Consider the following 20,977-nt stretch of genomic DNA (forward strand, 5'->3'; position numbering starts at 1 on the left):
TGAAGATTGTTATTTTTTAATTACTTCAACGGCCAAGCTTTTTGATCTGTATTTATTAAAAGTTATAAAAATAATAGTTACAATTACGAGCAGTGAAAAATCGGCAACGCCTAATAATAATTGTGTTTTTACTTCAAATAAATTAGCAAAACCATAGCTGAATATTGAGCTGATCATGTACATTACACCACCTGTAAGTCCGCTTGCGATTCCGGCATTTTTGGAGAAACGGCTCAAACAATATCCATAAATTATGTTGAAAATAAAACCGCCAGCAATATGAATTCCGATAATGAAACCAATTAATGTATAAAGATTACTTCCAAAAGAAGCCGTAAAAATCATCAGCAATACTAAAGTGATTTGAACGCCAAACGCAATACTGACTTTTTGAACTAAAGGCTTTTTAATGAGCGATTTTGCAATTATACCGCCTGTCATTAATGAAAAACCAGAAAGCAACGAACTGTATCCTGTAGTAATTGCAGTATAACCCAAAACGCGTTCAATAATAAAAGGACTCGATAAACTGTAAACGACAACCATTCCGAACGACATTCCGATAATAACAAGACCTAAGGTGAAATCTGCCGTTTGAAGCATTCCTTTGTACGTCTGTGCAATCAATTTTAATTTAAAAGGATGATAATGTTTTAGGGATTCACCGCTATAAATAAGTTCCAGAATTAAAAACACTAAGGACAGACCGCCTAAGAAATAGAAATTAGATCTCCAGCCAAAGCTGTTTTCCAGATAACCACCTAAAAATGGCGCCATAATAGGAGCACAGGCCCAAATGATAGAAAACATACTGATATAACTTTTTAGTTTTTCGCCTGTAAACAAGTCAACAAAATAGGCTCGTTTTCCCACAACAATAAGTGCTATTGTAATTCCTTGAATAATTCGCATGGCGTAAATAACATAAATATTAGGAACTAATGCGATTACAAAACTGGTAAGTGAAAATAGGGCAAGCGACGCAAGACTGATTTTATAACGCCCGAAACTGTCTAACAGGCTTCCTATAAAAAATTGGCTGATACCAACACTAAACATAAACAGCACCAGCGAAAGCTGTACAGCCGAAGCCGAAACATTCAAATCATTTGCCATTGCAGGCAAAGAAGGTAAATAAATATCTGTCGCAAAGCCAGATAAGGGAATCAATGCAAGGGCAAGTATAGTACTAAATCCCTTATGGTTTTCTTGTAAAATTCTCATTTTCTTTTTCTTTAATTGTTTTTATTGTCTTTTCTATGAAATTTGTTTGATTTAAGATTAGACCGAACGGTCTAAAAAATAGTAAAAAAAATAGGTTATCGAACATATCTTTTAAATTCCTCTTTTATGCTTTCTAAAACGATCAGCATTTGTGCATGATCACCACTTATTTTTTCACACAAAATTGCACCTTCAATCATGGCAAAAGTTTTAATGCTAAAATGTTGCGGATTAATTGCTGCATGTAATTCATTACTGTTTATTCCATCTTCCACTATAGTATAAAATCTTTTTTGAGCGGATTGGATTGCTTTTTTTACATATTCTTTAACCGTTGGATTCGTATCATCAGCATCAACTCCAAAGTTTAAAATTGGGCAACCGTCCACCATTGTTTCGTCATTTCCGTATACATCCAATAAATTAAAAAGCTTTTCCTGCGCCGTTTTGCCTTTTGAGACTGCAGTATCTAATTTGTTAGCTAATTGCGCTCTTAAATAAATAAAGGATTCAATGCAAATTTCTTCCTTGCTTTCAAAGTTTCCATAAATACCGCCTTTTGCAAGTTTTGTAGCTTCCATGATATCAGTGATAGAAGTTCCAGCCATTCCTTTTTTATTAATAATTGGTGCCGATGCTTCTATGATAAATTGTCTCGTTCTTTCTGCTTTGCTCATGATCTTCTCTTTTTGACACTGCAAATTTAGACCGTTCGGTCTTTATTTGCAATAATTTTAACTTTTTATTTTAAAATGAGGAATATTTTATAAAAGTTATTTGATTTTTGAAGTCTTGATTTTTCGTTTATATTTGTTTGAAACGAACAATATAACAATAGAAAAAACAACATAAAAAATGAAAAATATAGTATTATTTTTAGTTGTTATCCTTTATTCTTGTAAATCAAAAAACTGCATAAGTACTAATAATAAATTAGTGGCTGAGTTTGAAAAAAATATAAAAATAGTCCAAACGGCACAAAAGAAGAAAAAGCTAAGAGTTGTAGAATATAGAGAAGCTATTCTTTATTTGTCAAATACAACTGGCATCATGACTCTAGCAGATTATAGTGAACCCGTTGGATATTTAAATGATGAAGACTATAGAAGAGATATGAAATTATGGAAAAGATGGTTAAATGAAAATCGTTGTATAAGAGAGATTGAATAAATTGCCAGCTGGAGATATTTTTGATGAATCGAATTTGGATAAACAACAAAAAAAGGTATAATAGACTATATGAATAAAATTAATTTTCCTGTTTTAAATATTTCTATAAATGAATTGAACTTAGAGAACGTGAGTGAAATAATATTTTATGATATTTATTTTTATAGCAACTCTTATGATTTGTTTGAAAAATTAAGGTTAAATCATAAAATCGTAGATAGTAAAGGAAATATTTTTAAAATCGTCAAACTTCAAAAAAAAGAGAGGAACTGGATGAGCTTTTTTAAGCAATCGAAACACGAAATGATCTTTGAGTTATTGGAAGAGAAAATTGATTTAGATGATTTGAAAGATTTCATGTTGGAGAAAATGGCTAATCTTGAAGAAAATGAATATAAACTTAAGTGGATAGAAAATATAAAAAAAGCTAAAAATTTTGACGAGTTAATAAGGGGGGCGTAACGGTTGTGTCCAAAAGTAACCCGTTAGCACAGATTGCAAATCTGCGCTAACGATTGTGGAGAGAAGATATGCACGATCGGGATATGTTCCTGTTTCAGTAGAATACTAATAAAATTGGATATGAAATATCGATATATTATAATATTATTTGCCTTGTGCTTTTTTTCTTGTTCAAATCAACAAGAAAATTTTGTTAATCTCAATGGGATATGGATACCAAAATCGATTAATTGGAAAGAAGGCAGTTTTGAAATATTCTATGTTTATAATGACACATGCTTCGCAAAGGTAGCTTCAACTCAGGTGTTGGTAGAAAACGATTCTATTAGTTTTATGAGTGAACCTGGTTTTATTCTTTCGGATGGAAAACTTAAATGTAATGAAAAGAATGTTGCCATATCTTATAGGGTTTTATACCGTTTTATAAACATCGAAGGTGAAAAAATACCAAGTAATATAATTACAGACACCTTAAAATTGAAAAAAGAGAAGGATATTGTGACATCGTTTAATTATCAAAATAAAGATTATATCCGTACAGATTATTTTACTACACAAAGTAAGGAACGAATGAAATCAATTGCAATTAAATTTGCATCTAAACTGAAAGAAGAGTACAAACTATAAAAAAATCCTTCGCTCGCGCTAGCGGGGGGAACAAATATTGCCAATCACTCCTCCTCTAGACGGTCCTCGTTAAAAATTAATATATGAACAATAAAATTTTATTATTTATCATAATTTTTATTTTTATTTCATGTAAGAATAAAGATGATTTAGGGTTAACTAATCAAGCAAAAAAATGGGTTTATTATAATTCTCCAAGAGATTATAATAGAGATAGTGTAGGATTTATTATGTATTTAAAATTCTACAAAAAAGGAAAATGTGCGAATTTTTTCGTTGTTAATGATGAACAAGATTACAAGCCTGAAATGGATTGGAAATTTACAAAAAGTGATAGTACTTTAGAAATTGGTGGCAACAGGTTTTTAGTTCGAAATATTTATACTGATAGTATCATTTTGAAGGATTTGAAATATAACAGAAAAGTTAAACTTTTAAATTGGAATGTTTTGAAAAAGAATCAAGAGATAAAGAAATAGTAAATTATGGTTTTTAATATATAAAAAAATAGTAATTACCCTGCCAATTTTAGCAATAGATTGCAAGGAGAACAGGATAACAGAAAACTGTACCTGCTCCCCAAAGAGTTCCTAATGAAAAACAGACAAATGTCTCTGACTTTGCGTAATTTTTTATATGTATTTAGGTATAAAACGCCTTAAAAGGTTTCTAACTTTTTTCTCTTCAAAAATCATTAAACAAGATTTCAAAATGTAAAAAAAACATTTTATAAGCAATCCTTTATTAAAACTAAAAACGTAAGATTTAATCTTACACACTAATCATAAAATCAAAATTTTATGAATTGATTTTTGCAAAATTGCCATAAATAGGCTTATAATTGTGCTTTCTACACAAATTCACAAAAAAGCATACTATTTTGAAGTATTTTGTTCTGCATTTTATACTGCTGTTTGGTTTCACTTCGCTGAGTTTTGCGCAGGATAATCCAGTGAAATTTCTTGATATTTCCGATGGGTTGTCAAACAATTCGGTGACTACCATTTTTCAGGACAGCGACGGTTATCTTTGGTTCGGAACGTACGATGGACTAAACCGTTACGATGGTTATAACTTTAAAGTTTTTCGAAATCGAATCAACGATAAAAAATCACTTTCCTTTAATGCCGTTTACAATATCGAAGGCGATTCTCAAAAAAACATTTGGGTTGGAGGCGCAAACGGAATCAGTATTTATAATAAATCAACCGCTGCATTTCATCCTGCTGAATATTTTTCATCCAATAAAAAGAAAATTCTAAACGATATTATTCACCAGATGCGCTCGGTTTCGGGCAATCTGTTTTTAGTTGCTTCACAGAGTTTAGGATTAATCCGTTTTGAAAATGGTTTATTCGTTGGGAAACAAATTCCGCTTACCGTTTTGGGCAATAAAATCAGCATCAATAATTATGATGCCATTGCCATTCAGGAAGATCAAAAAAATAAGCATGCTTGGGTTTACGTCCGCAATGTCGGAATCTGCAGTTACAGTTATGAGTCTAAAACTTTAAAGGCGGTTTTCTCAATTTCAAAAGAAGTAAAAGCAATGAAATTGGCTTCTGACGGAAATCTCTGGCTAGGAACCGATGAAGGACTTTTTCTGTTCAATACTAAAACAGGACTTTTTTCAGAAAACTATTTTTCAAATAAATGCAGTGTTACTGATATTCTTGTCGATAAGAAAAAAGAAATCTGGATTACGACAGACGGCTGTGGTATTTACAAAGTCATTGGAACAAATAAAAAAGCGATTACTTACAATAGTGTAAATGAAAATCAGCTGGCAAAAAGCAACTCGGTTTGGAGTTTATATGAAGATAAAGACAGCAACAAATGGTTTGGTTCGCTTCGTGGCGGCATCAGTATGCTGAGCAATACTCCCAAGTATTTTAAAAGCATTCGCTACAATGCTAAAAACCCTGCCGAAAACTTTATTTTATCTTTCTGCGAAGATGAAAAAAAGAATTTATGGGTAGGAACAGACGGCGCCGGATTAAAATATTGGAACAGAAAAAATAATACGTACAGCAACTACGCCAATAAACTGTCGAGTCCTTTTATTACCGGAATTATTCGGGATAATAATAACGAAATCTGGCTTTCAACTTGGGCTGGAGGCGTTAATAGAATTAATCCGAAGAATAATTCGGTTGCGCAATATGCCTGCTACAATCCGTTTACGAAACAAATTGAAAAAAACATCTGGTTTGTTTACAAAGATTCAAAAGCAAATATTTGGGCCAGCGCGACAAATGAAGGTTCGCTGTATTTTTTCGATAGAGCAAAAAACAGTTTTGAGCTTTTTGATAAATCGGTAACCAATTTGCAATGTCTGACTGAAACCAGCGATGGAAAACTTTGGGGCGGAAATTATACCAATTTATTTTCAATCGAAAAAAAATCAAAGAAAATCAGCAAAGTTTCTATTGGAAATCCAATTCGATGTATTCACGAAGACAAAGACAAAAACCTTTGGCTGGGAACGCAGGAGGGCGGACTTTTATTATTTGACCGAAAAACAAATACCTTTAAAAGGCTGACAACAGATGATGGTTTGCCGTCGAATACCATTTTGAGACTGCTTGAAGATAAAGAAGGAAATCTCTGGATGAGCACGTATAACGGAGTCTGCAGATTTGATAAAAAGCGAAAAACATTCCGTAATTTTTCTGTAAATGATGGTTTGCAGAGCAATCAGTTTAGTTTTAATGCCGGAATTGAATTATCTGACGGAGAATTTCTTTTTGGCGGAATCAACGGTTTCAACATCTTTTTTCCTGAAGCAATCAAAGGTTTTAATCAGAAGAATAATTTATTGCTGAGTGACTTTTATGTCAACAATCAAAGCATAGAAGAAAGCAAAGTGGAAGTTTCAAAAGCAGATTCAGGTAATATCAAAAAGATTAGTCTGGATTATGATCAAACGGCTTTGTCACTAGAATTTGTGGCAATTGATTACAACAATGCAGATAAAATAAATTACGCTTATTTTTTAGAAGGCTGGGATCAGCAGTGGAATTATGTGGGCCAGGCCCGAAAAGCAAATTACTCAAGATTGCCCGAAGGAAATTATACTTTCAAAGTAAAAACGACCAATTTTAAAGGGGGTTGGAACAAAGAAGTAAGTCTTGTTACCATTCAGGTTTTACCGCCTTGGTACAGAACCTGGTGGGCTTATACGCTGTATTTACTAGCGATTGCGGGCGGACTTTTTGTTTATTCGGATTATCAGAAAAATAAAGAAGCTTTAAAATATAAAGTCAAAATTGCCGAATTAGAAAGCAAAAAAGAAAAAGAAATTGCCGAGAAACAGTCGTCAATGTTTACGTATATCTCGCATGAGTTCAGAACGCCGCTTTCGCTGATTATTAATCCGCTGAAAAAAGCCGTTCAGAAAGAACGTGTCGAAAATGGATCTTCAGGAAGTGATTTGGCTATTGCGCATCGAAATGCCAGACGCTTATTGAGTTTGGTTGATCAGCTTTTGCTTTTTAGAAAAGCAGAAAATGATGCCGATTCATTGCGATTATCACCTATAAATGTCAATAAACTCTGCAATGAAGTATATCAATGTTTTGTAAATCAGGCAAAAGATAAAAACATCACTTACAATTTTTCTATTCCGGATAATGAAATTGAAATTATTGGCGATTATGAAAAAATCGAAATTTCATTGTTCAATTTAATGTCAAATGCATTTAAATACACTCCAATTGGCGGTAAAATTAATCTGAAATTAACGGAAACAAATTCGGATGTGGAAATGGAAATTTCAGACAGCGGAGAAGGAATCGACAAAGCAGATATTGAGGTTATATTTGAGAAATTCAAACAAATTAATTCTAAAGTTTCTATTGGAACTGGTTTTGGAATTGGTCTTTTTATTGTGAAATATTTTGTTGACAAACACAAAGGCAAAGTAAGCTGCAGCAGTGAAATTGGAAAAGGAAGTATTTTTAAATTGACATTTTTAAAAGGAAGCAGTCATTTTGAAAACGCCGTTATATCTAATGATGTGCAGCAGAGAAGCCAGCTTTTTGATGAATTGAATATTGATGATACTGAAGAGAATATTACCGCTAATAATCAGGTTTCGGAAACTGATTTTCAAACGGTAATGCTCACCGATAAACGAAGTGTTTTGATTATTGATGATAATGATGATATCAGAAATTATCTGATCAAATTGTTTTCAGAAAATTACATGGTGTACAGCGCTGAAAATGGGGAAGAAGGCTTAAAACTGACCAAAAAACACATGCCTGATCTCGTTATCAGTGATATTACAATGGAACAGATGGATGGTCTTGAGTTGTGCCGAAAAATAAAAGAAAGCAATGATTTGTCGCATATTCCGGTTATTTTATTAACGGCTTCAAAAAATCCTGAAACACATTTGCAGGGAATCAGCGATGGTGCCGATGATTATATCATGAAACCTTTTGATGATGATATTCTTGTGGCCCGCGTCGAATCGCTGTTGCGGAACAGAAGCAATCTCCGTACTTATTTCTTAGACAGTATTACACTAAGAGAGAATACCCAAAAAGTTCCGGCGGAATATCAGTTTATCTTGAAAAAGTGTATTGATATTGTAGAAGCTAATATTCATAAAAAAGATTTTACGATTAAAACCTTCGCTCAGGAAATGGGAATGAGCCACAGAACGCTTTATACTAAAATTAAGATTATTTCTGGACAGACTTTAAATGCTTTTATCCGTTCACTTCGAATTCGGAGAGCGGCAATGTTAATGCTTACTGAAGATATGAATATTGCGCAGGCAAGTGCCGAAGTTGGTTTTGAAGATCCTAAATATTTTAGACAGCAGTTTGTGAAACTTTTTGGAATGACGCCTTCAGAATATATTAAAAAATATAAGAGCTCTTTTAACTCCGATTTGAATATTATCAGTTAAAAATCATTTATCAGACTTTACATTTTCTTAAAGACTCAATCGCATTTTGTGGCTGAGGGTACATTTTTTTGAAAAATTTCAAACGTTTTAGTCTTAAAAGAAAGAATATTTCAATGATTGCAGATTATGTAAAAATATACCGATATTTTTTAATACTCTGTAAGTTTTAATACAAAATAATACTTAATTACAATTTTGACCTCCTTTTTTTTCCATTTTACCCCTCCTTAGAAGTGTGTTTTAAACATTTCTTTGCACCTATAGTAATAGTTAAGTTGTATTACTGTGTAAAATTATAAGTGTTATTTTTTTGATAAGTTTTTTATCCGCTTAAAGAATTGAGCCTTCTTTAAAATGTGATGGTAAGAGTTGGTTTTACGTATTTACTTATCTGGCTCGCGGAAAAAACCGCGGGCCAAAAAAAATAAAACTTCATTGTTTAAGAGGAAGAAAATAAAAAAAAGAATATTAATCAAACTTTACTAACATGACAAAAACCAAACCACCGATTTTTCATTGTCTGCTTTCCTTGCCAAAAAAGAAAGCACAATCCAGCTCTTCAAAATTGAGTCTGACTCATTTATTTCAACATTCACTTTACTAATAAAACAAACGAACCGACCTAACCTTAAAAATTAAGAAATGAAAAAAAATATATTTTTATTTTTTCTTGCCCTTTTTGCCATCTTGTTTACCGGATGTCAAAATAACGAATCAGATTTTGCCCCATCTGATAATCCTACAGTAGTAGTGGCGACTAAAGAAATTTATGGCGCGCCAAACAGAAAATTTGAAATTAAAGCGGCTCTTGCAGACGATCTAGGATTAAAAAGCGTAGAAATTCAAATTCCTGAATTGTCACTTGACAAAGTAATTACGTTTGCTGCAGATCCCTTACTTACTAAATATGATTTGAGTTATTTTTTCGAAGTTCCTGCTAATAGAGGGACTTCTGAAGCTTTCAAAATAAAACTGACGATTACAGACGTTTCTGGAAATGCTGTAAATGAAGAAATCAATCTTCGTTTAGACGGAGAATTTGCTGCACCGTCAATTACTATGGTTTCTCCAAAAGAAGGAGCGGTTATTTTATTGTCAACAAGCAATAAAATGCCAGTAAACTTTGTAGTGAATGATGATTCAGGTATTGATTATGTTCAAGTACAGTGTGCTGCATTAGGAATTAATGAAACTGTTCAGCTAACAGGATCACCTCAGTCTTATACATTCAACAAAACCTATACATTGCCAGTAACCGCTGCAGATTATGTTTTGACAATTACAGCTAAAGATAAATTTGCAATCCCGAATACAGGATCATTAAATGTAAATATTGTGGCTACAAATGAGTATCCGGCAATCTATTTATGTGATCAGCCAAAAGGAACAAATTTGACTACTGATGCTGTTGGTGTGCCAATGTATTTCCATGAAAAAAGCGGACAGGATTTTGAATTCAAATATTATGCAGATAAAGACAATAAAGAAGTTTATTTCTTAGGTCAGGAATCTGATTTTGCTCCACATTGCTTTGGTTTAAATACTGCAGGAGAATTAGTTGATGATGTTGCTTCAACACCAATTATTTTACCAACAAAAGGGTATTATAAAATTAAAGTGAATCCGAATACTTTAAAATATACAGTTGAGAAATACACGCCAACAAGCAAAGTATGGGCTGATGTTGCTAACGGATTATGGCATGATGACGCTGCTTTAAGAAGACCATTTGTAAGTGTTTGCGGTGGCGGAATTAAAGATGCAAACTGGGATACTTGGAATGCATGGGTTATGACTGGACTTCACTTAAGCAATAATTCGGCAAATCCTTATCAATTAGTTGGTGAATACACTTTAACAGGAACTTTAGAAGCAACTTTTACAGGCCAATGGTGGGATCCTTCTTGGAGATTAATCAAAAACGGAATCTGTACAATGACGCCGGGAGAGAATGGAAATGCTAAATATCCGGCAGCTGCAGGAGTTTATAAAGTAGTTCTTGATACCGAGTTAGAAAGAGTATTTATAACAAAAAAATAGTTGCGGCTCTTGTTGTGACATTTAATTAATAAAACAGCTTAATATGAAATTTAAATATATAGGATTTTTTATTGCCCTAATGTGTACTGCGGTATCATTTGGACAAATAAAAATAACAGGTACTGTTAAAGATAAAGGTGCGGTGCCAATTCCCGGAGTAAATCTACTTGTAAAAGGAACTTCAACCACTACATCAACTGATTTTGACGGAAAGTTTACAATCAGTGTTCCAAATAAAAATGCACAGATCGAATTCTCTTTTGTTGGTTTTGCCAATAAAGTAATTTCTGTTGGAGATAAAACTTCTTTTGATGTTGTCTTAGATGAATCTAGCCAAGCTTTAGATGAAATTGTTGTGGTAGGTTATGCTGCCGTAAAAAAGAGCGACGTAACGAGTTCAATTTCTTCAGTAAAAGGAAAAGAACTTCAAACGATGACGGTAGGTAACGTAGCTGAGTCTTTGCAAGGAAAAGTTTCTGGAGTACAGGTTGTAGGCGCTGGCGGACCTGGAGCACAGCCTAGAGTTTTAATTCGTGGTATTTCTACGGTAAACTTAAGTACAGATCCGCTTTATGTGGTAGATGGAATCCCGATGGGAACAAGTATCAACTTTTTGAGCAATAACGAAATTGAATCGATGGAAGTTTTAAAAGATGCTTCTGCGAGTGCAATTTACGGTTCTCGAGCTTCAAATGGGGTTATCTTGATTACGACTAAAAAAGGAAAAGCGGGTAAAACAAGATTCAACTTTGACATGAGTTCTGGTATGCAATTGATGAATAATCCATACAATATGGCTGATGCCGAAGGTTATGCAACCATGATGAATACGGCAAACAAGAATTCTGGTTATGCTGATTATTTGCCAAACCCTTCTCAATACAAAGGAAAAACAACAGATTGGTGGGATGCCGGAATTAGAAAAGCAAGCCCTGTAACCAATGCTTCTCTTGGAGTAACTGGAGGTTCTGAAAAACATACTTTCGCAGTTAGCTTGAACTATTACAACTCTGAATCGATGTATGAAGTTGGAGGATGGGAAAGAATCACAATGAGAATTGCAAACGATTTTAAATTCTCGGATAAATTCTCTGCTGGAATTACTTTAAACCCTCGTTATGAAACGTATGGTTCTCCAGGAAACTGGGCTGATTTTGATAAAATTGATCCAATTACGCCAATTTACAAACCAGCTGATCAATTGAACGGAACAGAAAACGAATATAGTATTTACGCACGTTCTCCGTCGTATATCTGGAATCCAGTTGCAGCTGTAAAACGTTATGATGATTTTACAGATCAGTACAATTTAAACACAAATGGATATTTGCAATATGCGCCAATCAAAGGTTTAGTGATTCGCTCACAGGCTTCGATTGAAGTAGGCGATATTGTAAGAAATAAATTCAGCCCAGATTTTGTGATTGATGCGGCACACGAAAAAGCAGAAATCAACAGTGTTGAAAAATGGAACACTACTGATGTTAACTGGTCTTGGCAAAATACAATTACCTACACTAAAACATTCGCAGAAAAACATAATGCGTCTTTAATGATAGGTAATACAATGGAAGAATACAACCAAAGTAAGCTTTGGGGTTACGGAGAAGGAGTTCCAAACAACTCTGATACTATGAGAGAATTAGATGCTGCTACTAAAAACCGTAATAGCAGTGGTAATAAAACATCAAATTCTTTGATGTCTTATATTTCTCGTTTTTCTTATAACTATGACGGAAAATATTATTTCACAGGTACTTTCAGACGTGACGGTTCTTCAAAATTCATGGAAAACAACAAATGGGCAAATTTCCCTTCTGCATCGGTTTCATGGAGAATTTTGAACGAAGATTTTATGGAATCTGCTAAAGATGTTCTGAGCGATCTTAGATTTAGAGCGGGATGGGGTAAAGTAGGAAATCAAAATTTACCAAGTGCAGTTTATCAGTCAAACATTGGACAAGGATTTTATCCTATTGGAAGTGATATTGCTGATACTTCTTATCCTTCTACAATGGCAAACAAAGACATTAAATGGGAAACAGTTGAAGATGTTTCGTTTGGACTTGATTTCGGATTATGGAAAAACAAGCTTTCTGGATCTTTGGAATATTACCAAAAGAAAACAAATGATATGCTTTTCTTAAAACAATTTCCAACTTACAGCGGTTTCCCTGGATATTCTACAATGTGGACAAACGTAGGTTCTATGAAATCAAATGGTATTGATTTGTTAGTTTCATTCAAAGATAAAAAAGGAGATTTCTCATACGGTGCTGATGTAACTTTTACAACTGTAAATGTCAAAATGCTGGATTTATCTGCTGAAGGAGAAAAATTATACGGCTCAAGCAACAGAACTTTAACTGTTGAAGGTAATGAGCCTGGATATTTTTATGGATATGTTGCTGATGGATTGTTCCAAAATCAAACAGAATTAAACTCTCATACTGATGAGCACGGAACAAAATTACAGCCTTATGCACAAGTTGGAGATGTTCGTTTTAAAGATATCAATGGCGATGGAAAAATAGACGACAAAGACAGAACTAAAATTGGTTCTCCTTGGGCTGATTATAATGTGGGTCTTAATTTGACTTTTGCTTACAAACAATTTGATTTGGTAGCAAATTTCTATTCAAGTATTGGAAATGATTTGGTTAACCAGAATATTTCAGACTTATACAATGGTGCAAGTTTGACGAACAAAGTAAGTAACTTATCAGAAATGGCTTGGCACGGAGAAGGAACTTCAAACTCTATTCCGCGTTTGTCTAAAGACGATAACAACGAAAACTTTACAAAATTCTCTTCTCTTTATGTTGAAGACGGTTCATATGTACGTATGAAAAACTTACAAGTTGGATTTTCATTTTATAACAAATTTGGTTTAGATAAATTAAGAATCTCATTGTCTGGACAAAATTTATGGACATGGACAAAGTACACAGGTGTTGATCCTGAAGTAGGTGGAGGAGTTTTAGGATCAGGTTTTGGAGGATGGAATTATCCAGTTCAGCCAACAATCTTGATGGGTCTTAATGTAGCATTTTAATAAAAACGATCATGAAAAAAATAATAGTATCAATAATCACTTTTTCGCTATTGGCAGTTTCTTGCAGCGATTTTATTGAAAAAGAACAAAGAGGAACACAAACCTTAGAAAATTACTTTAAAACAGCGCAAGAGTGCGAAAACTATACAAACGAATTAACCCACAGGTTGTTACTTTCGAATGACTGGTGGACGTTACTTGCGCCGAGAGTTACCAACGAAATGTCGACTGATGATGCCTGGATGGGTAACACAGGACAAGACAGCGGAGCGCATAGACCGGCTTCACAATACATTATTACGCCAGATAATATGGGTGATATGAACAGTATTTATACGGCGCATTATTATACCATTCAGTCGGCTAATCTTGGATTAGAGAAAATGACTTTAGCGCCAATTACTGAAGCTCAAAAAAATCAATACATGGGTGAATCTCTTTTTGTGAGAGCTTACTGTTATTATGAGTTGGTAAATCTTTTTGGAGATGTTCCTTTGTACACAACCTCTTTAGGAACTGGCGATTTGAAATTAAAACGCAGTCCAAAAGCTGATGTTTATGCTCAAATTGAAGCTGATTTAAAAGAATCGGCTGCAAAATTAGAAACTATCCCGGTTAACAGACAAGGAAGAATAAACAAATGGGCCGCTTATGCATTATTGGCTCGTGTAACATTGTTCCAAGAAAAATGGGCTGATGCAAAACAATATTCAAACAAAGTAATTACAGAAGGGCCTTACGCGCTAGAAGCTGATTTCTTGAATATTTGGAATGTAAACAATCATAATGGAGTGGAGTCAATTCTTGAAGCACAATCTTCATCGGTTCAAGATAAAAGTTTAGGTTCTATGCTTCCTACTTTGGCAGGAGCAAGAGGCGAAGACAAAAAGAATTTCCCAAGCAATGATGCTGCTGATGTTCTTGACGGTTGGGGATGGTGTATGCCAACAAGTGATTTAGAAAATGCTTATTTATCTGAAAATGATGTAATCCGTCGCAGAAGCACTATTACGAAATGGGGTGAAGCGGCTTACGGTGATGAGGTTTTGAACCCAACGCACAAATTCAGCTTAAATGATAATAAATCAGGCCGTATCTGCCGTAAATATTATATTCCAATTGCAACACGCCGTTCATTAGATAAAAAAGATGGTCACTTGCCATTAAATATTCCGTTGATTCGTTTAGCTGAAATGTATTTGACAAGAGCCGAAGCTAGCTACCATACTGGTGGAGACGCTTTAGCAGATATCAACATCATCAGAGCGCGTGTAAAATTAGATCCTAAAACTGGACTTTCTGGACCAACTTTACTGAGACAAATTTATAAAGAACGCCGTTTAGAATTGGCTTTTGAAGGAATGCGTTTATATGATATTCGCCGTGAGAAAGATCCAACAACAGGAAGACCAGTTATTGAATCTTTAATGGGACCAAATGGAACTTTTGTTAAATACAACTTGAGTTCAACAGATCCTTACGAAACGACAAATTTGAGAGAACCTCAGGATAAAGGAATCAATTTTAACCCTGCAAAAAACTTATTGTGGCCAATTCCGCAGTTAGAAATTGACTTAAGTGGTGGTTTAATTACGCAAAATCCTGGATACTAAATGAAGTTTGCTAATCAAAATAAAGTAAGTCTGCTGTGTGCAGGCTTACTTTTCGCAAGCACTATATTTGTGAGTTGTGATTCTGAAAAATCGGATAATGCAGCTTCAGAAAGTACGGTTGCAGAATTAAATGTAAATCTGGATATGACCCTTCAGACTATGGAAAGTTTTGGAGCTTCAGATGCCTGGCAGTGTAATTTTATTGGAAGAAATTGGCCTTCTGATAAAAGAAATAAAATTGCCGATTTATTATTCAGCAAAGGAGTTGATGCAGATGGAAATCCAAAAGGAATCGGATTATCATTATGGCGTTTTAACCTTGGAGCAGGAAGTACAGAACAAGGCGATGCAAGTGATATTACGGATGAATGGAGACGTACAGAATGTTTTACAACTGACGGTGTAAGTTACAATATGAATAAACAAGCCGGTCAGGTTTGGTTTATGAAAGCAGCTAGAGAACGTGGCGTTGAAAAATTACTGGCCTTCACCAACAGTGCACCAGTGTATTTGACGCAAAACGGAAAAGCACACGCAAGTATCAAAGAATTTTATAATTTGAAAGATGGAAAAATGCCAGAATTGGCTGATTTCTGGGTTAATTCTTTAGATAAATTAAAAACAGAACAAGGTTTAACAATCGATTATGTGAGTCCGTTTAACGAACCACAATACGAATGGGACGGTTCCGCACAAGAAGGTTCGCCAGCTACAAATGCAAATATTTACAGTTTTGTAAATGTTTTGTCTCCAAAATTACAGTCAAAAGGACTTAGTGCTCAGATTGTTGTTGGAGAAGCAGGATCTTATGAATCGCTTTACAAAACAGTTTCTGGAAAAGAAAGCAGATCAAATCAAATTGATTATTTCTTTGCTTCTAATTCTACTAAAAAAATCACAGGTTTAAGCAATGTAAAGAAAACTATTTCTGGACACAGCTACTGGCAAGCTTGGCCTTTGAGCGAAATGGTTTCTTCTAGACAAGCTGCTACTTCAAGAATTCAGTCGGTTGGCGGTGTTAGTCTTTGGTCTTCTGAATATTGTGTTTTAGAAAGCCCAGGAACTGCCGAATTGCCTGGCGGGGCAGGAGCAGGAAGAGATTTAGGAATGCCTCTTGCACTTTGGACCGCGCGTATTATCAGCACTGATATCGCGCTTGGAGGTGTAACTTCTTGGCAATGGTGGACAGCAATTAGCCGTGGTGATTATAAAGACGGTTTGATTCATGTTGATGACAATGCAAGCAACGGAGCTGGAAACGCTGATTACTGCAAAAACGACGGATACATCAGAGATTCAAAAACACTTTGGGCTTTAGGAAACTTTTCGTTTTTCGTAAAACCAGGAATGGTAAGAGTTCAAATTCCAAGTGTTGATAATGCAACTGCTTTAAATGATGTTATGGTAACCGCTTACAAAGATGCAGCTACTAAAAAACTAGTAATCGTTGCAGTTAACATCAGCAAATCGGCGAAAGCCTATAAATTGAATCTTGCAGGAGGAGCTTTGACGGATAATAAATTAATACCCTATACAACTTCTGAAACTTTAAGTTTGAAGAAAGGAATAGCGGTTGATGCGGGGAGTTTAGAAATTCCGGCTAGGTCAGTGGTGACGTACGTTGGGAATTATAAGTAGGAATAAAAAAATTAACCGCAAAGTTCGCAAAGAAAATACGCAAAGTTCGCAAAGCTTATGCAAAACTTAGCGCACCTTGCGTAAAACTTAGCGCCCTTTGCGGTTAAATAAAATAAAATAAATGAAAAAAGTATATATCTCACTTTTTCTGGTAATGAGTTCGCTGTCATTTGCACAGCGAACTGCCATTATCAGTACAGATAAAGTCGTTCAGACAATGGACGGTTTTGGAGGTTCTGATGCGTGGCGAACACAGTTTGTGGGAAAAAATTGGCCAGAACAAAAAAAGAATGCCATTGCCGATTTGCTTTTCAGTCAAGAAATTGATGCGCAGGGAAATCCAAAAGGAATTGGACTTTCGATCTGGAGATTCAATCTTGGTGCTGGAAGTACGGAACAAGGTGAAAACAGCAAAGTTTCTGACGAATGGAGAAGAAGCGAGTGTTTCCTAAATGCTGACGGAACTTATGATTTCACAAAACAAGAAGGACAAAGATGGTTTTTGCAGGCCGCTAAAAAACGCGGTGTCGAAAAATTCTTGATTTTTACAAATAGTCCGCCGGTTTATATGACAAACAACGGTTTGTCTTTTGCCTCTCAAAAGAATAAACTGAATCTAAAAGATGGTGCAATTCCAAAATTTGCCGATTTCTTAGTTCAAAGTATTCAGGGACTAGAGAAAAAAGAAGGAATAAAATTCGATTACGTTAGTCCGATAAACGAACCTCAGTGGGAATGGATGCCAAAACACGGTGACACGAACAGTCAGGAAGGAACTCCGGCAACCAATCAGGAAATTTATGATTTGACCAAATCACTTTCAGAAAAACTGAAAGCTAACAAAATGAATACTGAAATTGTAATTGCTGAAGCGGCGCAAATTGATTATTTGTATGAAAATGTAAATAAAGAAGATCGAGACAACCAAATTGATTTCTTCTTTGGAAAAACAAAAACAAACGTTTCGAAATTCTCCAATGTAAAAAATGTGATTCTCGGTCATAGTTATTTCACCACTTGGCCAGTTGAAAGACAAGTTTTAAGCAGAAAATTAATTGCTACGGAAATAAAAAGAAATCCAGGTTTGAAATATTGGCAATCGGAATATTGTATTTTAGAGAATCCGGGAGAAAATGAAATTCCGGGCGGTTCAGGCGGTGGAAGAGATTTAGGAATGCAGACCGCTTTATTTGTGGCGCGTTTGATTCATAATGATATTGCAGTGGCAAATGCAGCTTCTTGGCAATGGTGGACATCAATTACTCGCGTTGATTATAAAGATGGTTTGATTTATTTGGATGATGGAAAAAGCAAAGGCGGAACGGAGCCAAATTATGTGCGAAACGATGGAGAATTTCACGATTCAAAACTGCTTTGGGCTCTAGGAAATTATTCGCTTTTTGTACGTCCGGGAATGCAGCGCGTTGATGTTCCAAATCAAAACGAATTAGACGCCGCAAATGATGTAATGCTGACGGCGTATAAAGATGTTCAAAACAAAAAACTGATTGTAGTTGCCGTAAACTGCGGAAAATCGGCTCAAAAATATAAGTTCGATTTATCAAAAGGAACTTTAAAAAACAATGAGTTTACTCCGTATATTACATCTGAAACTTCAAATTTAAAAAGAAGTGATATTCAGAAAATTGATAATTTAGAGATTCCTGCGAGATCAGTAGTGACGTTTGTGGGAGAAATGCAATAGTAGGAGTTTTATTAGTTTCAAGTTTCAGGTTTCACGTTTGCTCGCGAAACTTGAAACTTGAAACTTGAAACAAAAAAAAATTAACTAAAAATAAAAATATAGTGTTAACTAAGAAAATTCTAATCCCCGTTTTACTCTTTTCATGTTTGTCTGCGAGCAGTCAAGTATCGTTTGGAGATTCAAAGAAAATTAATGACAGCTGGAAATTCAATCTTCAGGAAACTCCAGATGCAAAAAACACAACATTTGATGACAGCAAATGGCAAAATGTAAATGTACCTCATGATTGGAGCGTAAAAGGACAATTGAGTCCAACTTTAGCGAGCTGTCAAGGATATTTGCCAGGCGGTATTGCTTGGTACAGAAAATCAATCAATATTCCGCAAAGCAAATCGGGTGAGAAAGTGTATTTGTATTTTGAAGGTGTTTACAACAGAAGCGAAGTTTTTATCAACGGACATTCGTTAGGAAAACGTCCAAACGGATATATTTCTTTTGCTTATGATGCAACGCAATTCGTAAAATACGGCGGAGAAAATACAATTTCTGTTCGCGTAGATCACAGCCAAAGTGCCGATTCAAGATGGTACACCGGTTCAGGTATTTACAGAAACGTTTGGGTAGTTTATGCAAATCCGGTTCATATTGCACAATGGGGGGTTTATGCGTATCCAGAAGTTAAAAAAGAAGCAGGAACTTTGAATGTTGAGGTTGATGTAGAAAACGGTTCTGCTTCAAAATCATCTTTAACAGTTGTAAACGAATTGTTTTCAAAAGATGGAAAATCAGTAGCAAAAGCAACTTCTAAAATTGAGGTTGCAGCAAACCAAAACGGAAAAATTTCGGCTAAAATAAATGTCAAAAACCCGCAATTATGGGATTTAGAGAATCCGAATTTATACGAACTTAAAACAACAGTTTTAAAAGACGGAAAAGAGATTGACAAAACCGTGACAAAAACTGGTTTTAGAGATTTCACATTCGATCCAAATAATGGTTTTGCGCTTAACGGAAAATGGATGAAAATGAAAGGTGTTTGTTTGCACCATGATGCAGGAGTTTTGGGTGCTGCTGTTCCAAGAGAAGTTTGGAAAACCAGATTAAAAACGTTGAAAGAAATAGGTGTAAATGCCATTCGTACAAGTCATAATCCTCAAGCTCCAGATTTCTACGAACTTTGCGACGAATTAGGGTTATTGGTTTTAAACGAAGCGTATGACGAATGGGAATTTCCAAAGCGTAAATGGTTAGAAGGCTGGAATTACGGAACTCCAGGTTTTGAAGGTTCATTTGATATTTTCGCAGATTATGCCGAAAAAGATTTGGAAGATTTCGTACGCCGTGACAGAAATCATCTTTCTGTATTTGCATGGAGTATAGGAAATGAAGTTGATTACCCGAATGATCCTTATTCACATCCCGTTTTAGATAAAGGTAAAGACGGATTTGGACAAGCAGCTTACGGAGGTTATAAAAAAGATGCACCAGATGCAATGCGTCTTGGAGTGATTGCAAAACGTTTAGTTGCAGCAGTTAAAAAATATGATAAATCGCGTCCTACAACAGCCGGATTAGCTGGCGTTGCAATGTCTAACGAAACGGAATATCCGGGAGCTTTGGATATTACAGGATACAATTATACAGAAAGCAAGTACCAAACAGATCATGAAAAATATCCAAACCGAGTAATCTACGGAAGTGAGAATGTTCATGATATGGCTCCTTGGTTGGCAGTTAAAAACAACAAACATATTTTCGGGCAGTTCTTGTGGACAGGAATCGATTATTTAGGTGAATCTGGGAGATGGCCTTCTAGAGGATTTTACTCTGGATTAGTTGATTTTGCGGGTGTTATCAAACCTCGCGGTTATTTCCGTCAGTCATTATGGTCAGATAAACCAATGACATATGTTGGAACTTATCCGTTGAAAAATGAGAAAGATGTTTCTAAAGATGCATGGGCAATCTGGAATTACGAAGCTGGACAAAAAATTCGTGTAGTTTGTTATACAAATGCTGCAAAAGCACGTTTGGAATTAAACGGAAAAGTAGTTGGCGAAACGAAATTATATGACGAAAAAACGGGAATTATTTATTGGGATATTCCGTTTGCTTCAGGAAAACTAGAAGCAGTTGGTTTAGATGCAAATGATAAAGAAGTGAGCCGTTATGCAATAAATTCAACACAACAGCCAGTAGAATTAACAATTGCCGAAAAAGACATTACAATCAGCAAAGATAAAGGCGTTGCAAAAATTATGGTTCAGGTTAAGGATCAAAATGGTCTTCCGGTTATGCTTTCAGACAATGAAGTGACTTGTACCATCAGCGGACCAGGAACTTTATTAGGTCTTGAAGCTGGAAATAACAGTGACATGACAGATTATACAGATAATATTCAAAGAGTTTTTCACGGGCATATTGCGGCTTACATTCAAGCGAATGGAGAAGCACAGCCTATCAAAGTTACTTTTACAAGCCAATGGTTAAAGCCTGTAGAAGTGACAATTAACGTGAAATAA

13 protein-coding genes are annotated in these 20,977 nt (G+C 35.0%); 11 read left to right on the plus strand and 2 right to left on the minus strand.

All coding sequences use genetic code 11. The features are described from left to right. Positions 1 to 9: 9 nt before the first annotated feature. Together GKZ88_RS10760 and GKZ88_RS10765 are read right to left on the minus strand one after the other, a co-directional pair. Positions 10 to 1,224, minus strand: coding sequence for an MFS transporter (locus GKZ88_RS10760; RefSeq protein ID WP_155102380.1), 1,215 nt, complete (start codon positions 1,222 to 1,224; stop codon positions 10 to 12). 95 nt (positions 1,225 to 1,319) lie between these two features. Then, positions 1,320 to 1,901 (minus strand): TetR/AcrR family transcriptional regulator, encoded by a 582-nt coding sequence (locus GKZ88_RS10765; protein WP_155102381.1) that lies wholly within the window; start codon positions 1,899 to 1,901, stop codon positions 1,320 to 1,322. A 178-nt stretch (positions 1,902 to 2,079) separates the two neighbouring features. On the opposite strand from GKZ88_RS10765, the gene GKZ88_RS10770 reads away from it, so the two are divergent. The 11 genes from GKZ88_RS10770 (at position 2,080) to GKZ88_RS10820 (ending at position 20,977) form a co-directional block, all read left to right on the plus strand. Further along, a complete protein-coding gene (locus GKZ88_RS10770; RefSeq protein WP_155102382.1) occupies positions 2,080 to 2,394 on the plus strand; it encodes a hypothetical protein in 315 nt (104 codons plus the stop codon). Positions 2,395 to 2,463: 69 nt separating this feature from the next. Next, entirely contained in the window at positions 2,464 to 2,856 is a 393-nt protein-coding gene (locus GKZ88_RS10775) for a hypothetical protein (protein ID WP_155102383.1), read from the plus strand. Positions 2,857 to 2,976: 120 nt separating this feature from the next. Continuing rightward, on the plus strand, positions 2,977 to 3,483 hold the full coding sequence (locus GKZ88_RS10780; protein WP_155102384.1) for a hypothetical protein: 507 nt from the start codon (positions 2,977 to 2,979) through the stop codon (positions 3,481 to 3,483). Between the two features lie 83 nt (positions 3,484 to 3,566). Beyond that, complete coding sequence (locus tag GKZ88_RS10785) at positions 3,567 to 3,962, plus strand: hypothetical protein (protein ID WP_155102385.1); 396 nt, start codon at positions 3,567 to 3,569, stop codon at positions 3,960 to 3,962. 401 nt (positions 3,963 to 4,363) lie between these two features. After that, complete coding sequence (locus GKZ88_RS10790; protein ID WP_155102386.1) at positions 4,364 to 8,404, plus strand: hybrid sensor histidine kinase/response regulator transcription factor; 4,041 nt, start codon at positions 4,364 to 4,366, stop codon at positions 8,402 to 8,404. Between the two features lie 642 nt (positions 8,405 to 9,046). Next, a complete protein-coding gene (locus GKZ88_RS10795; RefSeq protein WP_155102387.1) occupies positions 9,047 to 10,444 on the plus strand; it encodes a hypothetical protein in 1,398 nt (465 codons plus the stop codon). 43 nt (positions 10,445 to 10,487) lie between these two features. Continuing rightward, on the plus strand, positions 10,488 to 13,499 hold the full coding sequence (locus tag GKZ88_RS10800; RefSeq protein ID WP_155102388.1) for a TonB-dependent receptor: 3,012 nt from the start codon (positions 10,488 to 10,490) through the stop codon (positions 13,497 to 13,499). Between the two features lie 11 nt (positions 13,500 to 13,510). Further along, positions 13,511 to 15,112 carry a RagB/SusD family nutrient uptake outer membrane protein gene (locus GKZ88_RS10805; RefSeq protein WP_155102389.1) on the plus strand — a complete coding sequence of 534 codons (1,602 nt, stop codon included), beginning with the start codon at positions 13,511 to 13,513 and terminating at the stop codon, positions 15,110 to 15,112. Further along, positions 15,113 to 16,750, plus strand: coding sequence for a glycoside hydrolase (locus GKZ88_RS10810; protein ID WP_155102390.1), 1,638 nt, complete (start codon positions 15,113 to 15,115; stop codon positions 16,748 to 16,750). A 121-nt stretch (positions 16,751 to 16,871) separates the two neighbouring features. Further along, a complete protein-coding gene (locus GKZ88_RS10815) occupies positions 16,872 to 18,455 on the plus strand; it encodes a glycoside hydrolase (protein ID WP_155102391.1) in 1,584 nt (527 codons plus the stop codon). A 146-nt stretch (positions 18,456 to 18,601) separates the two neighbouring features. Then, the gene (locus GKZ88_RS10820; protein WP_155102392.1) at positions 18,602 to 20,977 is read left to right on the plus strand and encodes a sugar-binding domain-containing protein; all 2,376 of its coding nucleotides are present in this window, start codon (positions 18,602 to 18,604) and stop codon (positions 20,975 to 20,977) included.

It is taken from the genome of Flavobacterium sp. LC2016-01, assembly GCF_009711135.1.
In the GTDB taxonomy this organism is placed as follows: domain Bacteria; phylum Bacteroidota; class Bacteroidia; order Flavobacteriales; family Flavobacteriaceae; genus Flavobacterium.

Bases quoted from the DNA above. Each gene is read 5' to 3' on its own strand.
- GKZ88_RS10760 (WP_155102380.1), bottom strand. From the start codon at position 1,224: ATGAGAATTTTACAAGAAAACCATAAGGGATTTAGTACTATACTTGCC.
- GKZ88_RS10765 (WP_155102381.1), bottom strand. From the start codon at position 1,901: ATGAGCAAAGCAGAAAGAACGAGACAATTTATCATAGAAGCATCGGCA.
- GKZ88_RS10770 (WP_155102382.1), top strand. From the start codon at position 2,080: ATGAAAAATATAGTATTATTTTTAGTTGTTATCCTTTATTCTTGTAAA.
- GKZ88_RS10775 (WP_155102383.1), top strand. From the start codon at position 2,464: ATGAATAAAATTAATTTTCCTGTTTTAAATATTTCTATAAATGAATTG.
- GKZ88_RS10780 (WP_155102384.1), top strand. From the start codon at position 2,977: ATGAAATATCGATATATTATAATATTATTTGCCTTGTGCTTTTTTTCT.
- GKZ88_RS10785 (WP_155102385.1), top strand. From the start codon at position 3,567: ATGAACAATAAAATTTTATTATTTATCATAATTTTTATTTTTATTTCA.
- GKZ88_RS10795 (WP_155102387.1), top strand. From the start codon at position 9,047: ATGAAAAAAAATATATTTTTATTTTTTCTTGCCCTTTTTGCCATCTTG.
- GKZ88_RS10800 (WP_155102388.1), top strand. From the start codon at position 10,488: ATGAAATTTAAATATATAGGATTTTTTATTGCCCTAATGTGTACTGCG.
- GKZ88_RS10805 (WP_155102389.1), top strand. From the start codon at position 13,511: ATGAAAAAAATAATAGTATCAATAATCACTTTTTCGCTATTGGCAGTT.
- GKZ88_RS10810 (WP_155102390.1), top strand. From the start codon at position 15,113: ATGAAGTTTGCTAATCAAAATAAAGTAAGTCTGCTGTGTGCAGGCTTA.
- GKZ88_RS10815 (WP_155102391.1), top strand. From the start codon at position 16,872: ATGAAAAAAGTATATATCTCACTTTTTCTGGTAATGAGTTCGCTGTCA.